This is a genomic window from Synechococcus sp. CS-1328 (genome assembly GCF_025128095.1).
In the GTDB taxonomy this organism is placed as follows: Bacteria; Cyanobacteriota; Cyanobacteriia; order PCC-6307; family Cyanobiaceae; genus CBW1002.
The window spans coordinates 1-25,414 of the sequence record NZ_JAHLYT010000019.1; the positions used below are offsets into that span (position 1 = coordinate 1).

Annotated in this window: 27 protein-coding genes and 1 pseudogene; 17 read left to right on the forward strand and 11 right to left on the reverse strand. The window is 63.3% G+C overall.

The genetic code is table 11. The features are described 5' to 3' along the window. Positions 1 to 227: 227 nt before the first annotated feature. The 5 genes from KQ310_RS02900 to KQ310_RS02920 are packed head-to-tail and all read left to right on the forward strand — an operon-like array spanning position 228 to position 5,458. Positions 228 to 1,451 (forward strand): restriction endonuclease subunit S, encoded by a 1,224-nt coding sequence (locus KQ310_RS02900; RefSeq protein ID WP_259720363.1) that lies wholly within the window; start codon positions 228 to 230, stop codon positions 1,449 to 1,451. Further along, positions 1,448 to 2,008 carry a 7-cyano-7-deazaguanine synthase gene (locus KQ310_RS15930; RefSeq protein ID WP_399237493.1) on the forward strand — a complete coding sequence of 187 codons (561 nt, stop codon included), beginning with the start codon at positions 1,448 to 1,450 and terminating at the stop codon, positions 2,006 to 2,008. The genes KQ310_RS02900 and KQ310_RS15930 overlap by 4 nt, the downstream gene beginning before the upstream one ends. Beyond that, positions 1,998 to 2,987 (forward strand): hypothetical protein, encoded by a 990-nt coding sequence (locus KQ310_RS02910; RefSeq protein WP_259720285.1) that lies wholly within the window; start codon positions 1,998 to 2,000, stop codon positions 2,985 to 2,987. The genes KQ310_RS15930 and KQ310_RS02910 overlap by 11 nt, the downstream gene beginning before the upstream one ends. A 38-nt stretch (positions 2,988 to 3,025) precedes the next feature. Continuing rightward, on the forward strand, positions 3,026 to 3,916 hold the full coding sequence (locus KQ310_RS02915; protein WP_259720286.1) for a CBASS oligonucleotide cyclase: 891 nt from the start codon (positions 3,026 to 3,028) through the stop codon (positions 3,914 to 3,916). Positions 3,917 to 3,919: 3 nt separating this feature from the next. Then, a complete protein-coding gene (locus KQ310_RS02920) occupies positions 3,920 to 5,458 on the forward strand; it encodes a hypothetical protein (protein WP_259720287.1) in 1,539 nt (512 codons plus the stop codon). Between the two features lie 245 nt (positions 5,459 to 5,703). Here the strand turns inward: KQ310_RS02920 and KQ310_RS02925 are convergent, their stop codons facing one another. The 4 genes from KQ310_RS02925 to KQ310_RS02940 all read right to left on the reverse strand — a co-directional run bounded on the left by KQ310_RS02925 (position 5,704) and on the right by KQ310_RS02940 (position 7,285). After that, positions 5,704 to 6,120 (reverse strand): type II toxin-antitoxin system VapC family toxin, encoded by a 417-nt coding sequence (locus KQ310_RS02925; RefSeq protein ID WP_259720288.1) that lies wholly within the window; start codon positions 6,118 to 6,120, stop codon positions 5,704 to 5,706. A 5-nt stretch (positions 6,121 to 6,125) separates the two neighbouring features. Next, a complete protein-coding gene (locus tag KQ310_RS02930; protein WP_259720289.1) occupies positions 6,126 to 6,374 on the reverse strand; it encodes an AbrB/MazE/SpoVT family DNA-binding domain-containing protein in 249 nt (82 codons plus the stop codon). 111 nt (positions 6,375 to 6,485) lie between these two features. Further along, positions 6,486 to 7,004 (reverse strand): N-acetyltransferase, encoded by a 519-nt coding sequence (locus KQ310_RS02935; protein WP_259720290.1) that lies wholly within the window; start codon positions 7,002 to 7,004, stop codon positions 6,486 to 6,488. Next, positions 7,001 to 7,285, reverse strand: coding sequence for a DUF1778 domain-containing protein (locus KQ310_RS02940; RefSeq protein WP_259720291.1), 285 nt, complete (start codon positions 7,283 to 7,285; stop codon positions 7,001 to 7,003). The genes KQ310_RS02935 and KQ310_RS02940 overlap by 4 nt, the downstream gene beginning before the upstream one ends. A 96-nt stretch (positions 7,286 to 7,381) precedes the next feature. Here KQ310_RS02940 and KQ310_RS02945 point away from each other — a divergent pair, with 96 nt between their 5' ends. The 5 genes and pseudogenes from KQ310_RS02945 (at position 7,382) to KQ310_RS02960 (ending at position 12,188) form a co-directional block, all read left to right on the forward strand. Beyond that, entirely contained in the window at positions 7,382 to 7,675 is a 294-nt protein-coding gene (locus KQ310_RS02945) for a toxin (protein ID WP_259720292.1), read from the forward strand. Further along, positions 7,672 to 7,971: a hypothetical protein gene (locus tag KQ310_RS02950; protein WP_259720293.1), complete on the forward strand. Its 300-nt coding sequence runs from the start codon at positions 7,672 to 7,674 to the stop codon at positions 7,969 to 7,971. Before KQ310_RS02945 ends, KQ310_RS02950 begins: the two co-directional genes overlap by 4 nt. Positions 7,972 to 8,089: 118 nt before the next feature. Further along, positions 8,090 to 11,203, forward strand: a pseudogene (locus KQ310_RS02955) (type I restriction endonuclease subunit R); the annotation flags it as partial. Between the two features lie 75 nt (positions 11,204 to 11,278). Beyond that, positions 11,279 to 11,890 (forward strand): polyphosphate kinase 2, encoded by a 612-nt coding sequence (locus tag KQ310_RS15935; protein WP_399237524.1) that lies wholly within the window; start codon positions 11,279 to 11,281, stop codon positions 11,888 to 11,890. 43 nt (positions 11,891 to 11,933) lie between these two features. Then, positions 11,934 to 12,188, forward strand: coding sequence for a hypothetical protein (locus KQ310_RS02960; RefSeq protein WP_259720295.1), 255 nt, complete (start codon positions 11,934 to 11,936; stop codon positions 12,186 to 12,188). Between the two features lie 7 nt (positions 12,189 to 12,195). Here the strand turns inward: KQ310_RS02960 and KQ310_RS02965 are convergent, their stop codons facing one another. The 3 genes from KQ310_RS02965 to KQ310_RS02975 form a co-directional block, all read right to left on the reverse strand. Then, positions 12,196 to 13,287 (reverse strand): hypothetical protein, encoded by a 1,092-nt coding sequence (locus tag KQ310_RS02965; protein WP_259720296.1) that lies wholly within the window; start codon positions 13,285 to 13,287, stop codon positions 12,196 to 12,198. Positions 13,288 to 13,406: 119 nt separating this feature from the next. Beyond that, the gene (locus KQ310_RS02970) at positions 13,407 to 14,219 is read right to left on the reverse strand and encodes a helix-turn-helix domain-containing protein (protein WP_259720297.1); all 813 of its coding nucleotides are present in this window, start codon (positions 14,217 to 14,219) and stop codon (positions 13,407 to 13,409) included. Continuing rightward, entirely contained in the window at positions 14,177 to 14,449 is a 273-nt protein-coding gene (locus tag KQ310_RS02975) for a hypothetical protein (RefSeq protein WP_259720298.1), read from the reverse strand. The genes KQ310_RS02970 and KQ310_RS02975 overlap by 43 nt, the downstream gene beginning before the upstream one ends. A 234-nt stretch (positions 14,450 to 14,683) precedes the next feature. On the opposite strand from KQ310_RS02975, the gene KQ310_RS02980 reads away from it, so the two are divergent. Next, positions 14,684 to 15,577, forward strand: a complete 894-nt coding sequence (locus tag KQ310_RS02980; RefSeq protein WP_311134690.1) for a formylglycine-generating enzyme family protein — start codon at positions 14,684 to 14,686, stop codon at positions 15,575 to 15,577. Then, complete coding sequence (locus KQ310_RS02985) at positions 15,570 to 18,113, forward strand: arylsulfatase (RefSeq protein ID WP_259720300.1); 2,544 nt, start codon at positions 15,570 to 15,572, stop codon at positions 18,111 to 18,113. The genes KQ310_RS02980 and KQ310_RS02985 overlap by 8 nt, the downstream gene beginning before the upstream one ends. A gap of 138 nt (positions 18,114 to 18,251) precedes the next feature. On the opposite strand, the gene msrA is transcribed toward KQ310_RS02985, so the two are convergent. Continuing rightward, a complete protein-coding gene (msrA, locus tag KQ310_RS02990) occupies positions 18,252 to 18,926 on the reverse strand; it encodes a peptide-methionine (S)-S-oxide reductase MsrA (RefSeq protein WP_259720301.1) in 675 nt (224 codons plus the stop codon). 144 nt (positions 18,927 to 19,070) lie between these two features. Between msrA and KQ310_RS02995 the strand changes: the two genes are divergently transcribed. After that, positions 19,071 to 19,433 carry a hypothetical protein gene (locus KQ310_RS02995; RefSeq protein ID WP_259720302.1) on the forward strand — a complete coding sequence of 121 codons (363 nt, stop codon included), beginning with the start codon at positions 19,071 to 19,073 and terminating at the stop codon, positions 19,431 to 19,433. 89 nt (positions 19,434 to 19,522) lie between these two features. Next, a complete protein-coding gene (locus KQ310_RS03000; protein ID WP_259720303.1) occupies positions 19,523 to 19,843 on the forward strand; it encodes a helix-turn-helix transcriptional regulator in 321 nt (106 codons plus the stop codon). Between the two features lie 9 nt (positions 19,844 to 19,852). Here KQ310_RS03000 and KQ310_RS03005 read toward each other — a convergent pair whose 3' ends face one another. Further along, positions 19,853 to 20,260: a hypothetical protein gene (locus tag KQ310_RS03005; RefSeq protein WP_259720304.1), complete on the reverse strand. Its 408-nt coding sequence runs from the start codon at positions 20,258 to 20,260 to the stop codon at positions 19,853 to 19,855. Between KQ310_RS03005 and KQ310_RS15940 the strand changes: the two genes are divergently transcribed. The 3 genes from KQ310_RS15940 to KQ310_RS03015 all read left to right on the forward strand — a co-directional run bounded on the left by KQ310_RS15940 (position 20,156) and on the right by KQ310_RS03015 (position 23,457). Continuing rightward, positions 20,156 to 20,398, forward strand: coding sequence for a hypothetical protein (locus KQ310_RS15940; protein ID WP_399237501.1), 243 nt, complete (start codon positions 20,156 to 20,158; stop codon positions 20,396 to 20,398). The two genes, KQ310_RS03005 and KQ310_RS15940, sit on opposite strands and share 105 nt — an antisense overlap. A 308-nt stretch (positions 20,399 to 20,706) precedes the next feature. Then, positions 20,707 to 21,108: a hypothetical protein gene (locus tag KQ310_RS03010; RefSeq protein ID WP_259720305.1), complete on the forward strand. Its 402-nt coding sequence runs from the start codon at positions 20,707 to 20,709 to the stop codon at positions 21,106 to 21,108. Positions 21,109 to 21,171: 63 nt separating this feature from the next. Continuing rightward, entirely contained in the window at positions 21,172 to 23,457 is a 2,286-nt protein-coding gene (locus KQ310_RS03015) for a beta-glucosidase (RefSeq protein ID WP_259720306.1), read from the forward strand. An 11-nt stretch (positions 23,458 to 23,468) separates the two neighbouring features. Here the strand turns inward: KQ310_RS03015 and KQ310_RS03020 are convergent, their stop codons facing one another. Further along, a complete protein-coding gene (locus tag KQ310_RS03020; protein ID WP_259720307.1) occupies positions 23,469 to 24,584 on the reverse strand; it encodes a glycosyltransferase family 2 protein in 1,116 nt (371 codons plus the stop codon). A 66-nt stretch (positions 24,585 to 24,650) separates the two neighbouring features. Beyond that, a complete protein-coding gene (locus tag KQ310_RS03025; RefSeq protein WP_259720364.1) occupies positions 24,651 to 25,223 on the reverse strand; it encodes a triacylglycerol lipase in 573 nt (190 codons plus the stop codon). Between the last annotated feature and the right edge of the window lie 191 nt (positions 25,224 to 25,414).

A 25,414-nucleotide genomic window follows, 5' to 3' on the forward strand; every position in this document is an offset into this window, starting at 1 on the left:
ACCACCCCAAATGGGCAAGATTCAGCGTCCACAAAGGTGAATTCAGGCTGATCAACACCCGATCCATCCTCAAATAGTTCATCCCGAACAAACCGCGGCTCCAGACTCTCTTTTAGGACTCGTTGTCCAGAGGTTCCCTAACGTGCTTCCCGTTCAAAAGCGAACGCTACACCGACTCGTCCAACAGCATTCCTCTTGTTCGTGGTGACAACATTGTTCAAGGCTCAATGCGATGGGATGGCGTCAAGAGATGGCCTTTCGCTGAGCGTGGCCAATACTCCACGTATGAACTTAGGGAAGATGATGTTGTTCTGGCGATGGATCGTCCTTGGATTGAGGCCGGTCTCAAGTATGCAACCATTTCCAAGCATGACCTCCCGTGTCTGCTCGTTCAGCGAACCGCGAGACTTCGAGGCGGCCCGAATCTTGACACTCGATTTCTGCGCTACCTCATCGGCAGCCGAGAGTTCACCCAGCACATCCACGCCATAACTACTGGCACTGCTGTTCCTCACATCAGTGGGAAGCAAATAAAGGACTTCAAATTCTTACTCCCACTCCTCCCCGAGCAAAAAGCCATCGCGGCGGTGCTTGGGGCGCTGGACGACAAGATCGAGTTGAACCGGCGGATGAACGCGACGCTGGAAGCGATGGCGCGGGCGCTGTTCCAGAGCTGGTTTGTGGATTTCGATCCTGTGCGGGCCAAGCTTGATGGACTAGAGCCTTTCGGCCTCGATCCAGACACTGCTGCCCTCTTCCCTGAGCACTTTGAAGACTCGCGGCTCGGCAAGAAACCCATCGGTTGGCAAGTCACTAAGCTCGATAGCGTGCTGGCTGTGTTGGAAACAGGCGGTCGACCAAAGGGTGGAGTTGGTGGAATCACGAGTGGTGTCCCCAGCATCGGGGCAGAGAGCATCGTGAGCGTGGGCGTGTTCGACTTCGGCAAGACGAAGTTCGTGCCGGTCGAGTTCTACGAAGAAATGAAAAGGGGTCACATCGAGAGCTACGACGTGTTGCTCTACAAGGACGGCGGATGCCCCGGCGAATACGAGCCCCACGTGAGCATGTTCGGCGATGGATTCCCTTTCGTGAAATGCAGCATCAACGAGCACGTCTATCGACTGCGTACCAACGATCACCTCAGTCAAGAGTATCTCTACTTTTGGATGACCTCAGAGTTCGCATTCGCCGAGATGCGAATCAAAGGAACTGGCGTTGCCATCCCCGGACTGAACTCAACCGCCGTCCGCTCGCTTGCCGTGCTCGTTCCGCCGCCAACCATTGTCGAAGCGTTCACGGAACAAGCTGCGCCGCTGGTGAGTCGAATTCTCTCCAATGCGAAGCAATCCCGCACCCTCGCCAATCTGCGCGACACGCTGCTGCCAAAATTCATCTCTGGCGAAGTCCGAGCGCCAAGCGCTGTGCTCGTCGAGATGAATGGGGTCATATGAAGAATCCTTCGCGCGTAACCGTACTTCTCAGTGGCGGGATCGACTCAGCTGCCACCGTTGCAGCGTATCGCAAGCAGCACGCGGCGCTCGATGCCATCTTCGTTGACTATGGGCAGCCGGCTCGACGATCTGAATGGTTGGCGGCCCAGGCTATCGGCCATCACTCTCAAATTGAGATAGTACGTGTCAAACTGGGATTTCGCCTCTCGGTCAGGGACGGCGAGTTTTTTGCACGCAATGCTTTGTTGACGTTGGCCGCGGCGGCTACTCGGCCGCCAGGGCCCGTCGTCGTCGCAATGGGTCTGCACGCCTCTTCGCCTTATTACGACACCACACCGTCGTTCGTTGCTGACATACAGCGCGTCCTCGACGGGTACTCCGGAGGCACCATCACCTTTGCGGCGCCGTTTCTGGAGTCGACCAAGCAGTCCGTCGTGCAGTTCGCCCGCCGCCATCGGGTCCCGCTTCACCTGACATACTGCTGTGAGCGGCGCAACGCGCCCGCATGCGGGAAGTGCCGGTCTTGCCAGGACCGTGCGGATCTAGATGTTGACTAATCACTTCAACTCGGGCAGGCGCTCAATCGCGAAGATTGGTGTCGAGACACCACTGCTAGTTCCGTCCTTTTCGAGTCGCGGCTTTCCCGAAGTGGCAAGCCTATATCGCGAACTCCGAAACGATCTTTACGGGGTCTGTCTCGTCAGCGCGTTCGACGTATCCACGCAGCTTATCGACAGCGACCTAGCCGACATTGCCGATCTCATCCTCCTTGACAGCGGCGTCTACGAGACGAAGCCTTTCGCCGTCGCAGCCGACGGGTATCACCCCTCACCGACACATGGCGCGTGGGATAGGAGCGACTACCGCACGTACCTTCCGGCGGTAGAGCCGAGTGCAAATGTCCTGGCTATTAGCTTCGACCACTACGGCCCGATTGAGCAGCAGATTGAGCTCGCGAGTGAAGACTTCAGCTACGCGCCCAGTGCAGCATCGGATTTTCTCGTCAAGCCGTTCTCCAGCGAGCTGCTGCTTGAGTCGTGCGCTATCGCAGCGTCTGCAGGGGCGCTCTCGCGCTTCAACGTTCTTGGCGTCACAGAGCGTGAGCTTGGAAGCTCTCTTCTCGAACGGTGTCGGGCACTGATCGCACTACGGACGGCATTTACCGATGCTGGAGCAAACACTCCAATTCACGTTTTCGGCACGATCACGCCCGGAGCGCTTCTCTCCTACTTCTTCTCTGGCGCCGACATCTTTGACGGCCTGAACTGGCTTCGCTTTGTCTACGATGGCCCTGGGCTACGGCCGATATCCGAGGCTGCACTGGATGATGGTGAGTGGGAACAGGCGGATGGTCTTCGATTCCTGCGGCAGTCTCGTCAGAACCTTCGGTTCCTGCGACAGCTTCAGGACGCCATGCGCTTGTATTGCTCGAGCGGTGATCTCGGAGCACTCATCCGTGCGTTTCCGGTGGCTGAAGCAGCAGCTCGTGTTGCTGTTGCGGCTGGCAGCCGGCTTCCCTGTGGCAGGAGTGTGTAGTCATGGGCGGTAGTGGTGGCGGTGGGTGGTATTCGTCGATGCCGTCAACTTCTGGGGTCGAGAAGGCGGTATCTGATGCCACCACATCCTCGGAGTACGAGGCCGAGGCCAACGCTTATATGCAAGATCTGCTGGCCTCGTACAATAGCCGCGATGTGGAGGCCATCCAGAAGCACTTAATGGCCTTGGAAGCGGCGATCAAGCAGGATATCGATGGAGATACCTCAATCCTCTTTGGCGGCTCCGTCAAGAAGCACACCTACGTCGATGGATTGAGCGACGTTGACATTCTTATGGTCGTCAACGGATCGTCGTTGGCAGATTGCTCTGCGAAGGCCGTTCTTAGCTACTTCGCAGAGCGCATCAAGGCACAGTTGCCAGATACCGAGATCAAAACTGGTACCCTTGCTATCACAGTTAAGTACACGGACGGAACAGAGCTTCAGCTCCTTCCAGCTCTGCGCACCCAAGCAGATGTTCGCATCGCCTCAGCGGACGGTTCGGGGTGGAGCAACGTGGTTCGCCCGCAGGAGTTCGCGAAGAGGCTGACAGAAGTGAACCAAGTCTGCGGTCGCAAAGTCGTCCCGGTGGTTAAGCTTTTCAAGGGTCTTCAGTCCGCATTGCCTACAACTAGCCAGATCAAGGGCTACCATGTCGAGTCACTGGCCATTGAAGCGTTCAAGAACTATGTCGGGCGGCAAACTTACAAAGACATGTTGCTCCACTTTGTTCGGGTAGCTTCACGGCGAGTCCTCTCACCTATCAACGACACAACCGGGCAGTCGCTGCATGTTGACGATTACCTTGGACCCACTTCTGGTGCCGATCGCACGCGCGTTTCTAAGACGCTAGATCGCCTGGCGAATCGACTCGCTACTGCTGACTCTCGTGCTTCACTCAGCGACCTTGTCAATGTCTTTGGGGAATAGCGAATGACCACGACCGCAATTCAAGATGAGCTCCTGCTCATTGCGGGTAGCGCTAGCAACGCGTGTCCCACCGCAAAGCTGGAAGTTGCGTATGCTTTCGTGCGGGCCCTGACCCACCGAGTTCTTGAGGAGGGCGGTGGTTTGGTTGTGTTCGCAAGCGGAGAACCGACTAATCAGAGTGGCATACCGCTAATCTTTGATTGGACAGTACTACGCGAACTCGATAAGTACTTGACCCTGAGCCGCGCACTCGTACGGCGCTGCGTGGTAGTGGTCACATCCCCTAAGGCTTGGTCGACCAAGATGTCTGAAGCCCAGCGCCAGCTGTTGACCAAGCTAAGCAATGTTGGTGCCGCGGAGTTCTCTTACGTTGACGATGCCGTTCACACTGGCGGCAACATCGGGGATGAACAGATCGGGAGGGCTTCTGCGATGGTTGCTATTGGCGGCGGCAAGGGTGTGATCGACCGAGCGCACAAAATGATGCGCAAAGGCTGTCCCGTCCTTCCGTTAGATCTCTCCGTTGGCGCTTTGAGCTGCGATGGTGACGGCGCTATGGGATTGCACAAGACGCTCTTGGCTGAGCCACAGCGCTTCTTTCCTTTGACCGCCGATGCAGTGCGGCGCCATGGCCCGTCACTGTCACTTGATGTTCAAGGGGCCGACGTTGAAGCGGTTGCCACACGGATTCTCGCTCTTCTCGCTGCGGAAATCGCCGCTACGCGTGCGAACGCCCCTATCGACGTGATTGTCTTAACAGCACTTCCGATTGAGCTCTCGGCGCTGCACGCCGCGGTAGGTTCCCACCCCGCTGTCGGTGCAAGCAAGACGTCGTCAGGAACAACGTACTGGTCGGCTGAGGTCCTGAGCCGGAAGAGCTCGCGATCGCTCCGTGTGTGTATCTCCAGTATTGGCGGTGCGGGCAACCCCGACGCTGCTGCAGCGGTGACTGAACTCTCGACTTTGATGAAGCCGAGACTGGTCATAATGGTTGGCATCGCCGCAGGAATGCGTGGCAAATGTCGATTGGGCGAGGTTGTTTTCTCTGATCGCGTAGTTGCGTACGAGCCGGCCGCCGCCACAGTGGCCGAGGGTGTCTCTTGCGAGATACCGCGTCCAGACTCGTACCGCGTTGCGCACACCATCCAGCAAGACATTACGAGCTATCTCGCTGATGCCGGTCTGCATGAACGCCTTCAGCAGCGCACCATTATCCCCGCTGAGGGTTTCCCCGGTATCGACGCGGACCTCGTTGCGAAGTCGCTCACAGTGCGAAGCGCAACAATTGCCAGTGGCGAGAAGCTTCTGCGCGACCCTGAGAAGTTCCAGGCAATTCGCAATCTTCAAGGCAAGATTGAAGTTGCTGAGATGGAGGCTTCGGGCGTGGCGGCTGCTTGCCACCGCAGCGGAGCTTTGTTCCTTGTGGTGCGTGGTATCAGCGATTTTGGTGACTCAGTGAAGGATGACCGATTCCACGAGATCGCCGCAAAGGGTGCTGCAATCATCGCGGTTGACTTTATTCGCGAGGGTCTTGCCATTTGAGGCGTTTCTCGAAGTCGGCCCTTGCAGACCGTGCTCTGGCACGCATGAGAGCCTCGCTTAGCAGATTCACAACGGCGCCGTCCCTGATTGCCTCGAACTGAAGGCTTCTTTTCATCTCAAGCTGCCCGTCACCTCCGGCAATGGCCTTGAGATACTGGGTGGCTTCACGGTCCCCGGCGGCGGAGGTACCCGCTGCCAGTGCGCCGAGCCCACCTTGCAAGCCTTGATCGCAGCCAGAGCGCAACTCAGGAACCTCCCGGCACAAACACCCGTGGCGCGAGATTGAGCTGGCGGATGCGCCGGACAAAGCCGCGATCATCAAACGACGCCATCGAAGCGCAACTGCGGCAGCTGGCATGGTGCAGCGCATCGGCAAAGTCGAGCCCGTTGCGCACACCGGCCACGGCCTGCTCCAGGGCTGGCCGGTCTTCTGCCGTGAGGCCGGGATGGGCCAGCAGGTGGTCGAACACCTGCAGCACCTGCTCCACCGGGAAGCCGTAGTACCCACGCAGCACCCACTCCAGCTCCAAGGCCACCGTCTTGGCCAGGAAGAGCGGCTGGCCGGATTCGATCAGATCGCGGGCGGCCCGGCGCTGGCGTTCCGTGCCCGCATCGGCTTCGTCCTCCGCCACGAAGTAGCGGGCCAGCACATTGGTGTCCACGCCAATCACGGGCGCAGCAGGCTGGCGGGGTCGAAGTCCGCCGCCACAGCTGGCCGGCTGGACCTGAGCAATCCGAATCCGCTCTGCGGCACCGGCTGCTCCGGCTTCCAGGGGCGCAGCTCGATGTGATCCCCTACCAACGCGAACGTCACGCGGCTGCCCCTGGCCAGCCCGAACTGCTGCCGCAACGCCTTGGGGATGGTCACCTGCCCCTTGCTGGTGATCGAGCTGGTGACGGCATCGGCAGGGTCCATCGACACTCACTCCAGGGGCACAGTGTTACCTGGTAAGGCTAGGTGTGGGCGGCCCGCACGGGCACGCCTGCTCCGTTCACCCACGCGCCTAGCCCATCTGTCCTTTGGAACTCACCGCAACGTCCGCAGGATGTCCTTCATCAGCAGCACCAGGTGCAACGGGTCGGTGGGGGAGGGCTCGAACTCCGGAATCAGGTGCAGGTAGAACGCCCGGGCCGATGCGCTCTCGGCATGGACGAGTAATCCCCGGCAACCCACTTCAGAACCGATCTGTGCCGTGCGGCTGATCACATCCACCAGCAAGGCGGCTCCGAGGCCCCGTCCTTCATGGTGAAGGTCAACCCCAAGCCGGGCCAGCAGGGCAATGGGCTGGGGATAGCGGCCGGCGCCCTTCCGCAGCCGCGTTGGAGCCTCCGAAGGTGTGAGGCTGGCCATGCACCAGGCGTAGTACGCCACCACATCGCTGCCACCTGCTTCGGTGACCACGAACACCCTGCTGGTGCCGCCACGGGCATGGGCCTGGCGGGCGTGCTTGTTCAACCAGAGCGTCTGCTCCTCAGACCGGCATTCGAAACCGTCGAGGCGATCGGCGGAGCTCAGCAGCCGGGGCGGCAGGTAGCCGGCGCTCACTCCTGAAACGGTGAGGGTCGATCCATCAGCGCACGCAGCCCCTTCAGCGGGCGTGCCGGCCGTTCATTGATGCGCTCCCAGGCGTCGAGCGCCTCGGGGTCAAGGCGGAACTCTTCGCGGTCGGCCAGCACCTGCTGGGCGGCCAGGCGCAGATGGGTGATCACGAACCCGGTGAGATCAGTGCCCGAAGCGATGACAGCCCGATCAATCAGCAGGCGGTCCTCAGCTGTCGCCCGTACTTCGATGCGTCGATTGCGCGAACGGGTGGTGGCGGGGTCCACGGACCTGCCTCGGTGTCCGGCAATTGTACGGCCACCAAGACCCTTGGCCCGATAAGGGTGATGACATCAGGCACACAGCCTCCCTAGGCTTGCCTGATGAAGCCCTTCGCGTGGAGCCCTGAGAAAAATGCTCAACTCCTGGCCGAGCGGCAGCTGTGCTTCGAGGCGGTGGTGGTGGCGATTGAGGCGGGCGATCTGCTCGACGTGTTGGAGCACCCCAACCAGCAGCGCTATCCAGGCCAGCGCATCCTCGTGGTACGCCTCCATGGCTACATCCACCTGGTGCCGATGATCGAAACCGCAGAGCACCTGTTTCTGAAAACGATCATCCCCAGCCGTAAGGCCAACCGCTTGTACACACCCTCCGCGCACGCCGGGCCTGAATCATGACCATCCCCTCTTCCCCTGAACTGGAGCCTGCAGAGCAGCAACTTCTCACTGATTTCGAGGCCAGCGAACTGCGCAGTGTGGCCACACCGGCTCTTCTCAGCCAGCTCCGGGAAGCAGCGAAGGCAGCAGGCCTGAAAGACCAGCGGATCAACATCCGTCTTTCCAGCAGTGACCTCCAGGCCCTCCGCACCCGCGCCCTGCAGGAAGGCATTCCTTACCAAACGCTGATCAGTAGCGTGCTGCACAAGTACGTCAGCGGCACTTTGCCGGAACGAACAAAGGTAGAGCGAGATTGAGCTGACGGCCTCTCACCATGGCAGCTCACCAACCAGGTGGAACGACACAGCTCACCTCATGGAGGGCGAGCAGCACCCAAAGGCAACCAGTGCAACTGTTGCCCAGGTTGGATCGGCCATGACCCTCACCGAAGCCATCGTCGAAGAGGCGGCCCTCGGCTGGTTCCAGGAGCTGGGCTATGCCGTGCTTCCCGGCCCCCAGCTGGCCCCCGGCGAACCGGCGGCAGAGCGGGCGTCGTTCGGCGATGTGGTGCTGGTGGGCCGGCTGCGCGAGGCCATCCGGCGCCTTAACCCCGGTATTCCTGACGACGCCCGGGAAGAGGCCCTGCGCAAGCTGGTCCGTCTGGCCACACCGTCGTTGCTGCAGACCAACCGCGCCTTCCACCGCCTGCTGCGGGAGGGCGTGCCGGTGGAATACCCCCGGCCCGATGGCAGCATTGCCGGCGACCATGTGTGGCTGGTTGATTTCAACAACGTTGCCCCCAACGACTGGCTGGTTGTGAACCAGTTCTCCGTGAGCGACGGCCAACACAACCGCCGGCCCGACCTGGTGGTGTTCCTCAACGGGCTGCCCCTGGGCCTGATCGAGCTCAAGAACGCCGCCGCGGAAGGCGCCACCATCTGGAGCGCCTACGCCCAGCTGCAGACGTACAAGGCCGAGATCCCCACGCTGCTTCAATTCAACGCCGCCCTGGTGGTGAGCGATGGCCTGCAGGCCCGCATCGGTTCGATCACGGCCAACCAGGAGTGGTTCAAAGTGTGGCGCAGCATCGAGGGCGAAGCCCTCGCACCGGCCTCGGCTCTGGAGCTGGAAACGCTCATCCGTGGCGTGTTCGAGCCGCAGCGCTTTCTTGATCTGCTGCAGCACTTCATCGTCTTCGAGGAAGACCCGGATTCGGGTGACCTGCACAAGATCATCGCCGGCTATCACCAGTTCCATGCCGTGAATGCGGCTGTGGAGGAAACCGTGCGCGCCAGCGGCCTCGGCCAGGCAGCCCGCAGTCAGGGCGGACGGCCGGGCGACCGCCGTGCCGGCGTGGTGTGGCACACCCAGGGCAGTGGCAAGAGCTTCTCGATGCTCTTCTATGCCGCTCGCATCGTGCGCCATCCGGCGATGCAGAACCCCACCCTGGTGGTGCTCACCGATCGCAACGATCTCGACGACCAGCTTTTCGGCCAGTTCCAGCGCTGTGTCGACCTCCTCGGTCAGACGCCCGTGCAGGCCGCCAATCGTGAGCAGTTGCGCGAGCTGCTCAACCGGGCCAGCGGCGGCGTGGTGTTCACCACCATCCAGAAGTTCATGCCCGAAAGGGGAGAGGCGATGCCCGAGCTGAGTGCCCGGCAGAACATCGTGGTGATCGCCGATGAAGCGCACCGCAGCCAGTACGGCTTCGGCGGCAAGCTGAACGAAAAGACCGGTGAGATCTCCTACGGCTTCGCCAGCAACCTGCGCGATGCCCTGCCCAACGCCTCCTTCATCGGCTTCACCGGCACGCCGATCGAGCAGACCGACGCCAACACACGCGCCGTGTTCGGCGAATACATCTCCATCTACGACATCCAGCGCGCCGTGGCCGACAAGGCCACCGTGCCGATCTACTACGAGAGCCGCATCTCCAAACTCTCCCTGAACGCGGCTGAGCTGCCCCAGCTCGACGCCGAATTCGAGGAGATCACCGAAGGCGAGGAGTTCACCCAAAAGAAAAAGCTGAAAACCAAATGGGCCGCCCTCGAAGCGCTGGTGGGCGATCCCAAGCGCCTCGCGCTCGTGGCCGCCGACCTGGTGGCGCACCTCGAGAAGCGCCTGGAGGCGATGGATGGCAAGGCGATGGTGGTGTGCATGAGCCGCCGCATCTGCGTCGATCTCTACAACGCCCTGATCCAGCTGCGGCCCGAATGGGCTACCGACACCCTCAAGGTGGTGATGACCGGCAGCGCCGATGACGGCCCCGACTGGCAGCTCCACATCCGCAGCAAGGAGGCCCGCCGCCAGCTGGCCAACCGCTTCAAGGACTCCAACGACCCGTTCAAGATCGTGATCGTGCGTGACATGTGGCTCACCGGCTTCGATGCGCCCTGCCTGCACACCATGTACGTCGACAAGCCGATGCAGGGCCACGGCCTGATGCAGGCCATCTCCCGCGTCAACCCCGTGTTCCGCGACAAGCCCGGCGGCCTGGTGGTGGATTATCTCGGTCTCGCCGATCAGCTCAAGCGCGCCCTGGCCACCTACACCGAAAGCGGCGGCCGGGGTGACCCCGCTCCCCTTGTGGCCCAGGCCATTGCCGTGATGCTGGAAAAACACGGCATCGCGTCTGATCTCCTGCACGGTTTCGACTGGTCGGCCTGGACCAGCGGCACCCCCACCGAGCGCCTGCAGCTCCTACCCGACGGCCAGCAGCACATCCTCCAGCAGGAGAACGGCAAGCAGCGCTGGCTGCAGGTGGTGGCCGAACTCTCCCGCGCCTTCGCCCTCTGCTCCGCCAGCGACGAGGCCACCGACATTCGCGATGACGTGAGTTTCTTTCAGGCCCTGCAGGCCGCCCTCGCCAAGCAAACCAGCAGCACCAGCAAGACACCCGAGCAGATCGATGCCGCCATCCGGCAGCTGGTGAGCAAGGCGATCACCACCGAAGGCCAGGTGATCGATGTGTTCACCGCCGCCGGCCTGCCCAAGCCCGACATCTCAATCCTCAGCGATCAGTTCCTCGCCGAGGTGCGCGGCCTCAAGCACAAGAACGTGGCCGCCGAGCTGCTGGAGAAGCTGCTCAAAGACGAACTCAAAGTGCGCTCCAAGCGCAACCTCGTGCAGAGCCAGGTGTTCTCCGAGAAGCTCAAGAAAGCCCTCAACGCCTACCACAACCGTGCCATCACCACGGCCGAGGTGATCGAAGAGTTGGTCGCCCTCGCTAAAGAGCTCGATGCCGCCACCAAGCGCGGCGAATCCCTCGGCCTCACCGACGACGAAGTCGCCTTCTACGACGCCCTTGCCGCCAACGACAGCGCCGTGGCGGCCATGGGCGACGCCAAACTCAAGCTGATCGCCGCCGAACTGATCACCCAGGTGAAGAAGAGCGTGACGATCGACTGGACCCTGCGCGAAGGCGCCCGCGCCAAAATCCGCGTGATGGTGAAACGCATCCTCAACAAATACGGCTACCCCCCCGATCTGCAGGAAGAGGCGGTAAAAACCGTGCTCGCCCAGGCGGAGTTGCTGTGCGCGGCCTGGGTGGGAGGGCCTCACAACGTGATCACCATGCTCATGAGCAAGAAGCACCGCCCATCGCCCGTTGAAACGATCGAGGAGATGCAGAACGATCGTCCCTACGACGAACCGATCGGCAAGAAAGATTACAAACGAGACCTCGAAGCGCTCCAGATCGAACTGCTCAAGGCACAGTGTCACATCAAGGCTGTCGGACAGCGCCTGGTGATCCTGTTCGAAGGTCGCGATGCGGCGGGCAAGGGTGGATCGATCAAGCGCTTCCGCGAACACCTGAATCCTCGCGGCAGTGAACATGTCGCGCTGCCGAAGCCCAACGATGCCGAACTGACCCAGTGGTACTTCCAGCGCTATGTTCCGCACCTGCCGTCAGCCGGCGACATCACGATGTTCGACAGGTCGTGGTACAACCGGGCCGGTGTCGAGAAGGTGATGGGCTTTTGCACACCGCTGGAGCACGCCCTGTTCCTCCGCCAGATTCCTCCCTTTGAACAGTCCCTCGTTAGCAGTGGGATCCTGCTCTTCAAGATGTGGTTCACTGTGTCGCAGGTCCGGCAGAAGCATCGTTTCAACGACCGGCGCGAAGATCTGCTCAAGCAGTGGAAGATCTCGCCCATCGATCAAGCCCATGACGTCGTCGGTGAGCCCGATCCACGGGTCGTGCGGACGGCCCATTCGGTGTTCATCGACAACTGAGTTGGTCGCCTCACCTCAGAATGCCCGTACTTCTGTTGCCGGCATGGTCACGGTTGCCCTTCCCCTGGCGCTTGCCTTCATCATGTTGTCGCTGGGGATGTCCCTGACTCCCGCCAGCCAGGTGAGCGCTGTTGCCATCGAAAGCGGCTTCCAGAACGGCACGGTGGGGATTGCGGTGGGAGACCTGTTGGTGGGGGGCTCCGGTCCGGAGATGGGGCTATCGGCCTACAGCCTTCCCTATCTGGTTTGGCGACGTTCGATTCAGGCCACGGTTGATCCGTCTGTGATCGAGGGGTGAGGGCCGCCTAAAAGAAGAACTTCACACCGGCTTCAATCCCATTCTGATCAATGTTGTAGGCATTTTCGGGGGTCTGATCATTGCTTCCCCCCAGGTGCAGATAGCGCCACGACAGGTTGAGCTGGGTGGAGTTGCCGATGGCATAGCCGAGGCCGGCCTGGGCGTTCCATGAGTAGTCATCGGAGTTGTTCACGCCGAAGCCGCCGAGGTCGGCGCGGGCGAAGAGCCTCAGGCGGGGAGAGAGAAACACCATGGCCTGGGTCCCCACCAGGGGCTGGGCCACGGTGCCCCCGAACGACTGCTGCCGCTGCAGATTCAAGCCCTGCAGCGTCCGCGACTTCTCCAGGCGCGGTCCTTTGAACGTCAGGGTCCGCTCGGATCCCTGGCTCTCCACCTCCAGGTCATATTGCATATTGACGAATCGCACCCCGGCATAGGGAATGATCGTGAAACTGCCGGCGCGTGCCACGGCCAATTCGCGGTCGCCGAAGCGGTAACGCAGGGCCAGGTCATAGATCCCCTGGATGTTCCCGATCGTGGCGTCGATGCTGCGCTGGCCGTCGGGGGTGAGGGTGAGGCTGCGCTTGCCAAGAGGGCCTTCGATGGAGCGCGTCTTGATGTCCTGAAGCTTTCCCTCTTCCCCCTTGACGGAGACATAGCCGATATCGGTCATGAGTCCGAGCCGGCCGTACTCGACGCTGCCCCGGAAGTAGGCCGCGGATGTCAGTGGTCTGAGCACCTGGCCGAGGTCCAGATCCAGGTCGGTTGTGAAGCCTCGGACGGTGGTGGTCCCGGAAGTGCGCAGCGGCGCGAAGCCGTAGAGCTCCAAGGTGGCGGCCCAGGGCGACGGCGCTGGCTGGGGTTCGCTGGCGCCTGGCTCAACCTGGGTTGATTCGTTCTGGACTGGTTCAGCCTGAGCGGTCTCCCTCAGGATCGGCCCCATCAGGGAGGGCTCCGCTGAAGACGGTTCGGCGGCCCTGGCGGCACAGGGTTCCAGGGCAATGGCCGAACCCAGCAGGCCAGTCAGCACACTCGCGCTGATCGGCAGGATCCGAGCCCATGGACGGCGTGCTGGAGCGGGATGAAGGAACCAGGCCACGTGATCGAGACAAGAAATGAACCCACCCATCCGGGCGCTCCAGCCGGCGGCATCGAACAAGGTAGGGAAACTATTCCATACCACCTCAATTCCTCCCTCGCTCCCGTTGGAGATTGCGCTCAGTCCGGTGAACGCCCCAGACGCAACACACCCGAGGGCAGCACGCCGTAGCGACGCCGAAACCCCATGGCGAAGCCGGAGAGATCAGCGAAGCCGTGGCGGCGGGCGATGGTCGCCACCGTGTCGTCAGCGTCGGGATGGAGCAGGGCCTGACGGGCCGCTTCGAGGCGCTGAGCCTTGAGCCATTGCATCGGGCTGCAGCCGAACCTCTCCTGGAACAGGATCTGAAGACTCCGGCGGGAGTAGGCGCTGCGCAACTCCATCTGGGTGAGGGTGATCGGGGTGTGCAGGTGGGCCTGGATCCACTCGAGCAGGTCGTTGAAGGCCTGCTCCCGCGGCTCGGGCGCCGGCCGCCTCGGCTCACCGGACTGCTCGCCCAGCAGCTCGGGAAACAGCAGCAACGCCAGCAGTCGAAGCAGCAGATCTTCGACTCCGAGGGCAGCAAAGCCACCGGCAGCTTCCAGAGTGGATGCATCCAGCGTCGTCAGGACACGCCGGAGGGTGATGAGCAGATCGTGCTCCAGGTTGCTGCGGGCACTCAAGAACCTGGGCTGCCGCAGCCGGCTCCGGAACGGCCGCGGGCCATGGCCATCTCCGGCGATAGCGGCGGCCGTGAGGGCCAGCTGCGCCGGAGCGAGGTGGATCAGCACTTCCTGGAGAAACCCTGTGCGTGCTTCGAAGGCAGCCCCGGGGAGGTAGAGCAGACCTCCTGGCTCCTTGAGTTCGAAGCGGTGCTGCTGCATGGTCACCTGGACCGATCCGGCATAGGTCAGCACGACCATGGCGTGCTCGATCTCTTCGGCCTCCAGCACCAGGGGGAGTGGACGCTGCTGGACAGGATCAGGGATCCAAGCGGAAGAACGGCATTGCGGTGGAAGAAACCACGGCGCTCGCCGATCCGCACCAGCCCCCTCAGGGGGGTGGCGGCATGGATCCGCTCCGCAAGCGCCGTGTCGTCCCAGTGCTGCTGGGCCCGATCGTTCAGAAAGATCAGGGGAAGGCTGGGATGGTCTGCGCTGCTGCCCTGATCATGCGTTTTCATCGCATTGATTCTGAACGATGTGTGATGCAGCACACAGGGATGCAACGGAATCCTACGAACCGATCTTCCGATGATGTCGAAGCGCGATGAATCAGCATTACGATCGCCGCAACGACCCTCCGTCGCCCAGGAATGCCTCGTCTTGATCTGATCTGGCTGTCCTTGGTTGTGCTCACATTGCTACTTGTTCAAGCTGAACCGTCTCACGCAGCCGGTTCTGTTTGTCCGGCGGGAATGGTGGCGATTCCCGGAGGCAGCTTTCGCATTGGCGCCGCCGGCCAGTTGGGCGACGAACGCTCCGCTTCCAGTGTTCGCCTCACTCCCTTCTGCCTCGGTGCCCATGAGATCACGAACCAAGAGTTCGCGGCCTTCGTGACGGCCACGGGGTATCGCACGCTGGCGGAGCAGCCCCTGTCATCGGCCCAGTTCCCCGATCTCGCCCCAGCCGAGCGCAAGCCGGGGTCGCTGGTGTTCGAGCCGGTGCCAGGTGAAGGCCCGATGGAGGAGCTCAGCTGGTGGCACTGGGTTCCAGGTGCCGACTGGCGCCACCCGAGCGGACCGGGCAGCTCGATCAAAGGCCAGGGCGACCACCCCGTGGTACAGATCGCCTTCGTCGATGCCGAAGCCTATGCCGCCTGGGCCGGCGCAGCCCTGCCCAGCGAGGCCCAGTGGGAATTCGCTGCCCGGGGAGGCCTCAGGGATCAGGTGTTCAGCTGGGGCAACACCTGGAAGCCAGGCCAGGCCAATACCTGGCAGGGGGAGTTCCCCCACCGCGATTCCGGCGACGACGGCTTTGCCGGCACTGCCCCGGTGGGCTCCTATCCCCCCAACGGCTACGGCCTGTTCGACATGACCGGCAACGTCTGGGAGTGGACGGCGGACTGGTACCGCCCTGGCCACGACGGCCTGCCCGCGCGCCCTGATCCCGCCATCGACCGGGAAGCCGAGAGCATCGATCCACGCGACCCTGGCGTGGCCAAGCACGTGATCAAGGGCGGCTCCTTCCTGTGCTCCCCCACCTACTGCAGCCGCTACCGACCCGCCGCCCGGGAGGCCCAGAGCCCCGACACCGGCACCTCCCACATCGGTTTCCGCCTCGCTTCCCCGCTCCTCTCCACCCATGGCTAAGCGTCCCTTTCACGCCACGATCACCCGCCTCGCCCTGTTGGGGCTGGTGATGCTGTTGGTGGGCTGGCAGCTGGGCGGCGTGCCGGCCCTGGCCCAGAAGATCAGCGGCACGCCGGGGGCCCCCAATGCCACCACCACGCTGCCCGGCAACCAGCTGCCGGCCCCGGCGCCCCCCTTCGGCGGTGTGATCAAGGATGGCGCCCTGCAGTCGAAACCCTGGTGGGCGCCGCGGATCGTGCCGCCGCAGAGCGCGCCCAACGTGCTGCTGATCATCACCGACGACGCCGGTTTCGGCGTGCCCAGCACCTTCGGCGGCGTGATCCCCACCCCGGCCATGGACCGCGTCGCCAAGGCGGGGCTGCGTTACAACCGCATGTTCTCCACGGCGCTGTGCTCCCCCACCCGCGCCGCCCTGATCACCGGCCGCAACCACCACTCCGCCGGTTTTGGGGTGGTTTCGGAGCAGTCGACGGGCTTCCCCGGCTACAACAGCATCATCGAGCGCGACAAGGCCACCATCGGCCGCCTGCTCAAGGACAACGGCTACTCCACCGCCTGGTTCGGCAAGGACCACAACGTGCCCGCCTTCCAGGCCAGCCAGAGCGGGCCCTTCGATCAGTGGCCCAGCGGCATGGGCTTCGAGTACTTCTACGGCTTCGTGGGCGGTGACGCCAACCAGTGGCAGCCCAACCTGTTCCGCAACACCACCCAGATCTATCCGTTTGAGGGCAAGGCGCCAGGCAGCTGGAACCTGGTCACGGCGATGGCCGATGACGCCATTGACTACATGACGCGGATGCACCAGATCAACCCCGCCAAGCCGCTGTTCATCAAGTACGCCCCCGGCGCCACCCATGCCCCCCACCACCCCACCAAGGAGTGGGTGGACAGGATTCACGCCATGCATCTGTTTGATGATGGCTACGAGAAACTGCGGGAGCGAATCTTTGCGAACCAGAAAAAACTCGGCGTGATTCCCAAAGACGCCAAGCTCGAACCCTGGCCCGCGGACCTGATCACCCCCTGGGACAAACTTACCCCTGATGCCCAGAAACTGTTCATCCGCCAGGTGGAGGTGTTCGCCGCCTACGCCGCCTACAGCGATGATGAAATTGGCCGGGTGATCCAGCAGTTCGACGATCTTGGCAAGCTCGACAACACGCTGATCGTCTACATCAACGGCGACAACGGCACCAGCGCTGAAGGCGGGCCGTTGGGCACCCCCAACGAGGTGGCCTGGTTCAACGGCCTCAGCAAACTGCCCGTCGAGGTGCAGATGAAGTTCTACGACGTGTGGGGCACCGAGCTCACCTACAACCACATGTCGGCGGGCTGGTCCTGGGCCTTCGATACCCCGTTCAGCTGGTTCAAGCAGAACGCCTCCCGGCTGGGAGGCGTGAACCAGAACATGGTGGTCTCCTGGCCGGCACGCATCAAGGACAAGGGCGGCCTGCGCGAGCAGTTCGTGCACGTGATCGACGTGGTGCCCACGATCCTCGAGGCGGCCGGTTTGAAGGCGCCTGAGGTGGTGGACGGCATCCCCCAGAAACCGATCGAGGGTACGAGCTTCGTTTACACCTTCGATGGCAAGAATGCCAAGGTGCCCTCGCGCCACAAGACCCAGTACTTCGAAATGATGGGCCAGTGGGCGCTCTACGACGAGGGCTGGTTGCTGAGCACCAAGGTGAACCGGGCCCCCTGGGAGGCCTTCGGCCCCGCCAATCCCGATCCGCTGAACAATCAGGTGCTGGAGCTCTACAACCTCAACGATGATTTCAGCCAGACCACCGATCTGGCCACCCAGAACCCCCAGAAGGTGAAGGAGATGAAGGCCGCCTTCATCGCCGAAGCCAAGAAGTATCAGGTCTTCCCCCTCGATGCCTCGGTGGCGGCGCGCATCGTGGCGCCTCGGCCGAACATCGCCGCCGGCCGCAAGGAGTTCGTCTACACCCGTCCGATGGTGGGGCTGCCCCAGGGGGATTCACCGGTGCTGCTCAACACCTCCTACATCGTCAGCGCCGACATCGACGTGCCAGCCGGAGGCGCCGAGGGAATGCTGCTCACCTCGGGCGGACGCTTCGGGGGCTACGGCTTCTACCTGAAGAACGGCAAGCCGGTGTGGCTGTGGAACATGGTGGATCTGGAGCGCCTGAAGTGGGAGGGCACCGAGCCGCTGTCCCCTGGCAAGCACAAGGTGGAATTCGATTTCGTCTATGACGGCAAGGGGGCGGGCACCCTGGCCTTCAACGACTTCAGCGGCGTCGGCCGCCCCGGCACCGGCACCCTCAAGGTGGACGGCAAGGTGGTGGCCACCAAAACCATGGCCAAAACCCTGCCGATGATCCTGCAGTGGGACGAGAGCTTCGATATCGGCTCCGACACCCTCACCGGCGTCAACGACGCCGACTACCAGCCGCCGTTCCTGTTCACCGGCACGCTCGACAAGCTGACCATCCAGCTCGATCGGCCAAAGTTGTCGCCTGAGGACATCAAGAGCCTGGAGGCAGCGATGCGTACCAAAGCGATGAGTGAGTGATGGCCGAGGCACAGGGCAACAACCGGGTGAGCGAATAGCGCCGCGCTACTCGACTCGTTGGATTGGCTGATGGGAGTTGAAACGCCGTCTTCTGCTGAGACCTGGCTTACGCGGCACCAAGCCCAGTGAATGGAGGACTTACTTGAGCAACTGGGAATACTGCTGCCTGAGCTGGGCGAGTTTGGGAAGATCATGCACCATAACGTAGGGATTTCCAGGGTTGTGGAGGATATAGTCCTGGTGATAAGCCTCTGCAGGATAGAAGGCTTGTAGGGGCACCACCTGGGTGACGATCGGCCGGCGGGACACCGTCTTGTCGGTCAGCTCTGTGATTGAGGCTTTGGCCGACAACTCCTGGGAAGGATCGGTGAAGAAGATGGCGGAGCGGTATTGCGTGCCGATATCCGGGCCCTGGCGGTTGAGTTGGGTGGGATCATGGGCAACGGAGAAATAGATCGCCAGCAGTTGGTCGTAGCTCACCAGCTTCGGGTCGTAGGTGATCTTCACCGCTTCAGCGTGGCCTGTTCTTCCGGCACTCACCTGCGGATAGTCGGCACTGGCCCTGGATCCACCCGCGTACCCCGAGACCACCTCCGATACCCCTTTCACCTGCTCGAAGACGGCCTCCATCCCCCAGAAGCAGCCACCGGCCAGAACGGCGGTTCGGCTGCCCGGCGCGAGGTGGGCGGCGATGGCACTGGCGGGCTCGGCAGCCGCTGGGCTGCTTGGCCGCGTTGTGGGGCTGGCGGCGAGCAGGGCCGGAATCGCGAGCACCCCAAGCACGGCGATCAAGATGGGAGCGAAAGGGCGCATGGACGTTTGGAACGTGCTCCAGAACTACCGGCGAGATCGGCGTTCGGATGGCGCGAGCACAACATCCAGATCACTCCCACGCAGGCCTACCTGCTGCTCTGAGACAGCGGTGGCACTGATTCGGTGCAGCCGCTCGCTTCCCCCTTGGCCACCCGCGCCATTTATTCCTTCACCGGCTTCCCGGACGCTCCGGTGCGCCATCTCTACCTTCACCACGACGGTTACCCCACCGGTGCCGCCTGGCGGTTCGCCACGGCCCTGCGCGAGGGCGGCGACGCCTCGACCTTCCTCTCCTCGTTTCTGAGCTCCCAGTCCGGGGGGGGAACCTCTGGCCGAGCCGGAGCAGGTTGCCGACGCCGACTACCGCTATCTGCTGACGCTGGTGGGCCGCCACGATCCCCGCCTGCAGGTGGAGTGCTGGCGGCGGCTGCCGGGGGCGACCAGCTGGCAGCGCCGCTGCGGCCCGATGCTCCTGGCCAGCTTCATCCAGCGCTTCCTGCCCGGTGATCCGCTCCCCATGGGCAGTCAGCCCCTACCGGCAGCGTGCATAATGCGTACAGAGACATAACCCTTCTGCCGTGGGTGTTGCCGGGTCCATGCCCAGTCCTCAGCTCCTTGAGGAGTACAGCCAGTTCTTCAGGCTCCTGAGCGAGCCGGCCCGGTTGCAGCTGCTCTGTCACCTGCAGAGGGGGCCGATGGATGTGGCCTCCTTGATCGAGGCCACCGGTTTCTCCCAGTCGCACATCAGCCGTCAGCTGGGCCAGTTGCAACGTGCCGGGCTGGTGAGCTGTGAGCGCGATGGGGTGCGGATGATCTACCTCGCGGATGATCCCTTGGTGCAAGACCTCTGCACCCTGGTCCAGACTCGGCTGAAGCAGCGGCTGGAGCAGCAGCTGCAGCAACTCAGGGCTGCCTGAGCTTTCGGCTCAGCAGGTTCCGGCCGCGCCGGCTCCCGATTCGGCCTCGCTTCTGTCCGGTTCGTGATCGTCAAGCCGCAACAGGTGCACCAGCGGTGCGAAGGGTTTGAGGTCGCGGCTTTCGTGGGGCTTTCCGGGCAGCATCCGGTTCCAGTAGAGCCACGGCAGCAGGCGGGTCTGCTCGAGAGCCATGATCCCCCCCGACCAGGGTCCAGCCCGGTTGGTCGTCATGATCCGCCGATGGCTCAAGGATCGCGATCTCAATCCCGGGACGCTAAGGATTGCCGGCTCATCAAGGTTGAAGTCAGTTGCATGGCCTGCCATGGCAGTCAAGGCAGTCACCATGGCTTCGTGAAGGCGAAGCATCCAGAAGATCGGTCCTTCGGCTTGAGGCTCAACGATCGTCGCGGCCGCCAAGATCGTCGTGGCGGCGCAGATCTCTGCAGCATGGTTGCCGTGATTCTGCCGGAGGCGAGTGCGGTGATTGATTCATCCCTGGAATCAGATCAAGGCGAAGGCAATACGGAACCACATCGATCCATTACGCCAGAATAGGATCGAAGAACGGCTCTGTCTCGACGGTATTGCGGAGTGTGATGGCCTGCCGCAAGCGGCTCCATGAGACTGACTGGCATGCTGCCAACCGGCGTACCATTCAATAGCGGATGGCTCCAAGTGATCGTGTGGAGGATCATGCCGATCTAGCCTGAATGCAGAGTGTTGCTCCGGCGGGTCCTGTGGCTATGGAGAGTACATCTGCCTATAGGATCCAGTTCAACAAGTCCACGGCTCTGATGTTCGTCAGTGGCATTGTCTTGCTGGCCCTTGCCGTGAGCCGTTGCGTCGCTGTGGCCCCTCAGTCGATGGTCTGTCGCCATCGGGATGATCCTGAGGGAACGATCGACTTCAGGGTCGATGTGGGCCAAGGGGATGATCAGGTACGTTTTGCTGACGGCCTGACCGTGCCGGTGCAGGTCGCCCGCGATCAGATCACGTTTCAGGAGAAGGAAACCAACAGTTTCCATCTCTCCGACAACGATAATGATGATGTTGCTGTTGGGGTTCCTAGTCCAGATGCTCGGGCCCTTGGAATCCCCGCTGGGGTGGCCCCCATGGTGATCCATATTGATCATCGCCACGACCTGCAGCACCGCACCACGATCGACCGCCGTACCCTCAGTTTCGAGGAACACGAGTTGGTCAAGCCAGATGTTCTTGGAGCCCGATTGATGGATGGGCGTTGTCATGAAGTCGCTCCCCGCTGATCCGCAGCCGCAGCAGGCATTGCACAACGTGGCGGAACTGGAGGATGTTCCTAGGTTGAAAAGGTGACTGATCCCGCTCTCGACCCTGCGTCTCAGGCCCGGGCCCTGTCGCTGCTGGCGGAGATGAGCCTGGCGGAGAAGCTGCATCTGCTCGACGGCGACACCCCGTTCTGGTCCGGCATGGTCGACATCGCCACCCGGGATGCCTCCCATCGCCATCCCTGGCCCACCGGTTGCCTGCCGAGGCTGGGCCTGAAGGGGCTGCAGTTTGTCGATGGTCCCCGCGGTGTGGTGCTCGAAGGCGGTGCCACCACCTTCCCGGCACCGATCGCCCGCGGCGCCACCTGGGATCCCGATCTGGAGGAGAAGATCGGCGAGGCGATCGCCCGCGAGGCCCGCAGCTTCGGTGCCGACTGGGTGGCTGCCGTATGCATCAACCTGCTGCGCCATCCCGGCTGGGGCCGGGCCCAGGAGACCTATGGCGAAGACCCGGTGCATCTGGGTGCCATGGGAGCAGCGATGACCCGCGGGCTGCAGCGCCACGCCATCGCCTGCGTCAAGCACTTTGCGCTCAACTCGATCGACAGCTCCCGCTTCCTGGTGGATGTTCGTGCCTCGGAGCGGGTGCTGCATGAGCTCTATCTCCCCCACTTCCGCGACTGCGTCAAGGCCGGCGCCGGCTCGGTGATGAGTGCCTACAACCGGGTCAACGGCGAATGGTGCGGACAGCATCCCCAGCTGTTGCAGGACATCCTCAAGACCCGCTGGGGGTTCAGGGGGTTCGTCGTCACCGATTTCATCTTCGGTGTGCGGGATGGAGTGCGGGCTCTGCTGGCGGGCCAGGACCTGGAGATGCCGTTCCGGATGATCTTTGCGGGCAGCCTCAGCGAGGCGGTGGCCGATGGACGTCTGCCGATCCGCCGCATTGACGAGGCGGTGCTGCGGCTGCTGCAGGCCCAGCTCACGGTTCCCCCTGGCCCTTATCCGATTGCACTGCGCCACTGCGCCGCCCATCGGCAGCTGGCGCGCGAGGCGGCCACCAAGTCGATCGTGCTGCTGAAGAACGATCCGCTGAAGACTGATCAGCAGAAGACTGCTCTACAGAAGGCTGCTCTACAGAAGGCTGATCAGCAGAAGGCTGCTCTACAGAAGACTGATGAACCGGTGCTGCCCCTGCGGGGTCTGCACTCGCTGGCGGTGATCGGTCCCTATCCGGCGGTGGCGAACCTGGGCGATCGGGGTTCCTCGGACACCCGGCCCGAGCCGGGATCGGTGGTCTCACCCCTGGCGGGCCTGCAGGCTGCCGCCCCGGAGCTGCGGCTGCAGGTGGCCGATGGCGCCGACCCCCAGGCGGCCGCGGCCCTGGCCGCCGATTGCGACGCGGCCCTGCTGGTGCTGGGGCTGGACTGGCGCCTGGAGGGAGAGCACATCCACCCCGGCGACATCGCCCCGATCCTGCAGCAGATCCCCCCGCCGGATGGCTTGCTGCGCCTGGGGCGGAGCCGGGTGTTGCCGCTCTGGCGACCCGTGGCCCGTCTGATCGCCTGGATCACCAGCTACGGCTCGGCCAGGCAGGGCGGCGACTTCGCCTCAGGCGATCGCACCGCGCTGGATCTGCCGCCCGAGCAGGTGGCGCTGATCGAGGCGGTCGCCGCCGCCAATCCCCGCACCGTGGTGGTGCTGATGGGCGGTGGCGCCATCCTCACCGAGGGGTGGCAGGACCGGGTGCCCGGCCTGCTGCTGCTCTGGTACCCGGGGCAGCAGGGCGGCGAGGCTCTGGCCGACGTGCTGCTGGGCCGGGTCTCCCCATCCGGGCGGCTCCCCTTCACGATCCCCACCGATGTGGCGCATCTGCCGCCCTTCGAGCCCCGCGCCCACCAGGTCACCTACGACCTGTGGCATGGCTACCGCCGCCTGCGGCGCGAGGGCCATCGGGCGGCCTATCCCTTCGGCTATGGCCTGTCTTACAGCCGTTTCGAGCTGGCAGACTTCACGGCCGCGATCGAGCCGCAGGCCGGGGAGGAGGGCGAGCTGCTGGTGGAGGTCACAGCGCGCAATGTTGGCGCGATGGAGGCCGATGAGGTGGTTCAGGTCTACCTGGAGCCGCCCGGCCACGTGGTGGAACGCCCGGCTCGGGTGTTGGTGGGCTTCCAGCGGGCCAGCCTGGCGATGGGAGAGCAGAGGCGCCTCGTGATGCGGATCCCGCTGCGGCGGCTCGCCTATTTCGAGGAATCCAGCGATGGCTTCGTGCTCGAATCGGGGTTGCACCGGCTGGTGGTGGCGCGCCATGCCGAAGACGCTGGGCTTGCCCTGGAGCTGCCTGTGGAAGGGCGCTTTTTGGGCCGCTGACGCCAGCAGCCTCAGGCTGGCTTGATCCGATCGCGGGTGCTGAAGGTGCGGCCCTTCCAGCTGACGCGACCGCGCTCGAGGTTGAGAATCGCCAGCACGAAAACCGCGAGGAAGAACAGCACCGGGATCGGAAACACCAGGTTGATCCAGCCGAAGCGGCCAATCCGGCGGGTGATCAGCAGCAGCTGCAGCGCATAGGCCCCGTACACCACGGCATTGGGCAGGAGGGCCGGATCGCCCACCATCGGCCAGCCCAGCAGGGAGGCCGGCAGGCACCAGGCGGCCCAGAACAGCCCCGACAGCCACAGCAGCACCGCCAGCATCCAGGGCCAGCGCACCTCGCCAGCGGCGGTGGCGAAGTTCTTGCCGAAGCCCGTCACCATGTCGCGCAGTCCGCCGGGATACATGCGGTAGTCGATCGCGCCGAGGCCGAGGAAGGCGCTCACCGGCAGGCCTGCCTGTTCGTAGCAATGGCCGAGAAACCAGTCTTCCACCACCTTTCCCGCCACGGCGGCATGACCGCCGCTGCGGTCGTAATCAATGCGGCTGGTCACCAGCGCCGGACCGAAGGCGACGCCACTGCCCTTGCCCAGGGGCACGGCCATCAGCCCCACCAGGTTGAACAGCACCGAAAGCTGTTCATAGGGTTGCTCCGTGCGGTGATAGGGCTGCACGGACACCAGCCCACCCAGGGTCTGGTGCTTCGCCAGCAGCCGTTCGAGGAAGGTCGGCAAGGGCTCGGTGTCGGCATCGAGGAACACAAGCACCTCGCCCTGGCTGGCTCGAACGCCGTTGTGCAAGGCCCAGGTCTTGCCGCACCAGCCCGCCGGCAGCGGCGGCGGTTGCATCACGGTGATCGGCAGCTCCTGCGCACACTCCATGGCGATCGAGGCGGTGCGATCGGTGGAGTGGTCGTCGATCACGATCACCTCAAGCGGCCGCACGCTCTGCCGGTTCAGGGCGGCCAGCAGGTTGGGAAGGGTGGTCTCCTCATTGCGGGCCGGGATCAGCACCGAAACCCGCGGCGTCTTGCTGAGCGAGGCCTCCTGCAGCAGGGGCATGCGCAGGGAGAGGAACCAGCCCAGCAGCCAGCGCACCAACAACGAGATACCGAGCAAGTCGATCAAAGGCCTGCCTACCGGATCAACCCAACGCTATGCCGCTCCTCCGATCGGCGCCGTAGGGATCCCCGATCAGGGCCGCAGCAGCTCCTGGGCCAGGGGCCGGATCGAGGCGGGGTCGCGCAGGATCTGGGGATGGGTCCAGACCGGCAGGATGGTGCGCTCTCCCACCGGCAGCACGGCACGCCAACCCGGCAGCACGGCCAGATCGATGGCTGAGTAGAAGCTGTGGCAGTCGATCCCGCGCAGGGCGTCCTGATCGCTGTTGAGCTGGTGTAACAGGGGGCTGCCCATCTTCAGATCGGCGATGCCGGCCACCAGCTGGCGGGGCCACAGTTCGGCCGTGAGTGTGCCCTGCTGCGGACTGCCGACGCTGATGAACCGCCGGGTGCGCCGATGGCCCCCCAGCAGCTGGATCCAGGTGCGGGCGATCACACCACCGATCGAGAAGCCCAGCAGATCGATCGGTTGATCCAGCCCGAAGGCCGCCTCAATGTGGCTGCCGAGCAGAACGGCCGCCTCCTCGATCGGTGTGCGGCCCAGCCGCAACGGCAGATCGGGGATCAGCAGCGGATGGCGGCGATCCGCCAGCTCCCGCTTCAGCCGATCGAAGACCTGCGGGCTGTCCAGCAGCCCATGCACCAGCACCAGCGGAGGGGCTGTCGGCGCCGAAGCATCGGACGCTGACGGTGCGGCTGCGACGGCGGGTGCAGGAGAGGGAGGAGAAGTCGTGGGTGCCCCGCGAGCGTCTGGAAAAATTCAACGGCATTGCCGCGATTTGCAGAAGGGCCTGCCGGGGGTGGAAACCGGCAGAATGTCGCGTGATGCCCGCTCCA

Excerpts from the sequence above, each read along its gene's own strand:
- KQ310_RS15935 (WP_399237524.1), top strand. The coding sequence starts at position 11,279 with ATGCAGAACGATCGTCCCTACGACGAACCGATCGGCAAGAAAGATTAC.
- KQ310_RS03000 (WP_259720303.1), top strand. The coding sequence starts at position 19,523 with ATGCCCAGTCCTCAGCTCCTTGAGGAGTACAGCCAGTTCTTCAGGCTC.
- KQ310_RS02945 (WP_259720292.1), top strand. The coding sequence starts at position 7,382 with ATGAAGCCCTTCGCGTGGAGCCCTGAGAAAAATGCTCAACTCCTGGCC.
- KQ310_RS02960 (WP_259720295.1), top strand. The coding sequence starts at position 11,934 with ATGGTCACGGTTGCCCTTCCCCTGGCGCTTGCCTTCATCATGTTGTCG.
- KQ310_RS02900 (WP_259720363.1), top strand. The coding sequence starts at position 228 with ATGCGATGGGATGGCGTCAAGAGATGGCCTTTCGCTGAGCGTGGCCAA.
- KQ310_RS02975 (WP_259720298.1), bottom strand. The coding sequence starts at position 14,449 with ATGAAAACGCATGATCAGGGCAGCAGCGCAGACCATCCCAGCCTTCCC.
- KQ310_RS02980 (WP_311134690.1), top strand. The coding sequence starts at position 14,684 with ATGGTGGCGATTCCCGGAGGCAGCTTTCGCATTGGCGCCGCCGGCCAG.
- KQ310_RS02930 (WP_259720289.1), bottom strand. The coding sequence starts at position 6,374 with ATGGACCCTGCCGATGCCGTCACCAGCTCGATCACCAGCAAGGGGCAG.
- KQ310_RS02950 (WP_259720293.1), top strand. The coding sequence starts at position 7,672 with ATGACCATCCCCTCTTCCCCTGAACTGGAGCCTGCAGAGCAGCAACTT.
- msrA (WP_259720301.1), bottom strand. The coding sequence starts at position 18,926 with ATGCGCCCTTTCGCTCCCATCTTGATCGCCGTGCTTGGGGTGCTCGCG.
- KQ310_RS02915 (WP_259720286.1), top strand. The coding sequence starts at position 3,026 with ATGCCGTCAACTTCTGGGGTCGAGAAGGCGGTATCTGATGCCACCACA.
- KQ310_RS02910 (WP_259720285.1), top strand. The coding sequence starts at position 1,998 with ATGTTGACTAATCACTTCAACTCGGGCAGGCGCTCAATCGCGAAGATT.
- KQ310_RS15940 (WP_399237501.1), top strand. The coding sequence starts at position 20,156 with ATGGCCTGCCATGGCAGTCAAGGCAGTCACCATGGCTTCGTGAAGGCG.
- KQ310_RS02920 (WP_259720287.1), top strand. The coding sequence starts at position 3,920 with ATGACCACGACCGCAATTCAAGATGAGCTCCTGCTCATTGCGGGTAGC.
- KQ310_RS03010 (WP_259720305.1), top strand. The coding sequence starts at position 20,707 with ATGGTCTGTCGCCATCGGGATGATCCTGAGGGAACGATCGACTTCAGG.
- KQ310_RS02985 (WP_259720300.1), top strand. The coding sequence starts at position 15,570 with ATGGCTAAGCGTCCCTTTCACGCCACGATCACCCGCCTCGCCCTGTTG.
- KQ310_RS15930 (WP_399237493.1), top strand. The coding sequence starts at position 1,448 with ATGAAGAATCCTTCGCGCGTAACCGTACTTCTCAGTGGCGGGATCGAC.